This is a genomic window from Mesorhizobium sp. M7A.F.Ca.MR.245.00.0.0, assembly GCF_003997415.1.
Classification (GTDB): Bacteria; Pseudomonadota; Alphaproteobacteria; order Rhizobiales; family Rhizobiaceae; genus Mesorhizobium.
Window position 1 is genome coordinate 1 of record NZ_RZTE01000077.1, and the last position, 2500, is coordinate 2500.

Consider the following 2500-nt stretch of genomic DNA (forward strand, 5'->3'; position numbering starts at 1 on the left):
GTTTGCTTGCTTTTTTGTGTAAGCCGAGGCCTACAGATAGGTATATGGCTGACCAAATGAAAGGGCCGCTTACGCGGCCCGTGATCCCTTGGCGGGCCATTTCATAAAGAGAAGACATCACTCCATCCGATTGGATGTGAGTTCAACGTGCGTTTAGCAGACCTGGCAGCGACCTACTCTCCCGCGTCTTGAGACGAAGTACCATCAGCGCTGGAGCGTTTCACGGCCGAGTTCGGAATGGGATCGGGTGCAGCCGCTCCGCCATAACCACCAGGTCGGCAAAACGCACGTTGTTCGAGAAGCTTTTGAGCGAAGGAGCACAAAGAGGCATCGGCAGCGGAGCTGTCGGGGTGCCTCTCGGGGCTATTCGCTGGTCTTTTTTGTGCCTGTCATCCTCCGATTTGGAGCGATGAGCATAAGGAATGAGAACGATCAAGCCGATCGAACTATTAGTACCGGTAAGCTTCAAGCGTTGCCGCTCTTCCACACCCGGCCTATCAACGTGGTCGTCTTCCACGGTTCTCAGGGAATACTCGTTTTAAGGTGGGTTTCCCGCTTAGATGCCTTCAGCGGTTATCCCGTCCGGATATAGCTACCCTGCTATGCGGCTGGCGCCACAACAGGTCCACCAGAGATCCGTCCATCCCGGTCCTCTCGTACTAGGGACAGATCCTTTCAATATTCCTACACCCACGGCAGATAGGGACCGAACTGTCTCACGACGTTCTGAACCCAACTCACGTACCGCTTTAAATGGCGAACAGCCATACCCTTGGGACCTGCTCCAGCCCCAGGATGCGATGAGTCGACATCGAGGTGCCAAACAACCCCGTCGATATGGACTCTTGGGGGTCATCAGCCTGTTATCCCCGGCGTACCTTTTATCCGTTGAGCGATGGCCCTTCCACGCGGGACCACCGGATCACTATGACCGACTTTCGTCTCTGCTCGACTTGTCAGTCTCGCAGTCAGGCAGGCTTATGCCATTGCACTCAGCGAACGATTTCCGACCGTTCTGAGCCCACCATCGCGCGCCTCCGTTACTCTTTAGGAGGCGACCGCCCCAGTCAAACTACCCACCATACATTGTCCCGGACCCGGATAACGGGCCGCGGTTAGACATCCATAGTAATAAGGGTGGTATTTCAAGGGTGGCTCCACCTGAGCTGGCGCCCAGGTTTCAAAGCCTACCACCTATCCTACACATGCCACTACGAATGCCAATGTAAAGCTATAGTAAAGGTGCACGGGGTCTTTCCGTCTAACCGCAGGAACCCCGCATCTTCACGGGGAATTCAATTTCACTGAGTCTATGCTGGAGACAGCGGGGAAGTCGTTACGCCATTCGTGCAGGTCGGAACTTACCCGACAAGGAATTTCGCTACCTTAGGACCGTTATAGTTACGGCCGCCGTTTACTGGGGCTTCGATTCAGAGCTTGCACCCCTCCTCTTAACCTTCCAGCACCGGGCAGGCGTCAGACCCTATACGTCGTCTTGCGACTTCGCAGAGCCCTGTGTTTTTGATAAACAGTCGCTACCCCCTGGTCTGTGCCACCCTCCTCTACTTGCGTAGAAAAGGGTCACGCTTCTTCCGAAGTTACGCGTGCAATTTGCCGAGTTCCTTCAGCATAGTTCTCTCAAGCGCCTTGGTATACTCTACCAGACCACCAGTGTCGGTTTCGGGTACGGTTTATAAGGAGGAGCTATTTCCTGGAACCACGCAGCAGCCCGTTCAATCCGATAAGATTGGACTACCTCAATGATCCGTCACTACCTCCAAGCCCACGAATATTAACGTGGTTCCCATCGACTACGCGTTTCCGCCTCGTCTTAGGGGCCGGCTAACCCTGCTCAGATTAGCTTTAAGCAGGAACCCTTGGTCTTTCGGCGGGGGAGTCTCTCACTCCCCTTACGTTACTCATGTCAGCATTCGCACTTCTGATACCTCCACCACCCCTCACGGGTATGGCTTCATCAGCTTACAGAACGCTCCGCTACCGCTTGGCCCTTGCGGACCAAACCCTAAGCTTCGGTGTATGGCTTTAGCCCCGTTACATTTTCGGCGCAAAGACCCTTATTTAGACCAGTGAGCTGTTACGCTTTCTTTAAATGATGGCTGCTTCTAAGCCAACATCCTGGTTGTTTTGGGATCCTCACATCCTTTCCCACTTAGCCATAACTTGGGGACCTTAGCTGTAGGTCAGGGTTGTTTCCCTTTTCACGACGGACGTTAGCACCCGCCGTGTGTCTGCCGACTAGTACTCCCAGGTATTCGGAGTTTGGTTAGGTTTGGTAATCCGGTGAGGACCCCTAGCCCATCCAGTGCTCTACCCCCTGGGGTATTCGGTCGACGCTCTACCTAAATAGATTTCGCGGAGAACCAGCTATTTCCGAGTTTGATTGGCCTTTCACCCCTAGCCACAAGTCATCCCGAACTATTGCAACAGTTATGGGTTCGGTCCTCCAGTAAGTGTTACCTTACCTTCAACCTGCTCATGG

The 2500-nt window shown here is 53.8% G+C and carries 2 rRNA genes (1 of these 2 cut by a window edge); both read right to left on the minus strand.

The annotated features are described in order from the left end of the window. Positions 1–160: 160 nt before the first annotated feature. Positions 161–275, minus strand: a 5S ribosomal RNA gene (gene rrf, locus EOB80_RS33800). Positions 276–428: 153 nt separating this feature from the next. Next, positions 429–2500: ribosomal RNA gene (locus tag EOB80_RS33805) — 23S ribosomal RNA — on the minus strand (it continues 750 nt past the right edge of the window).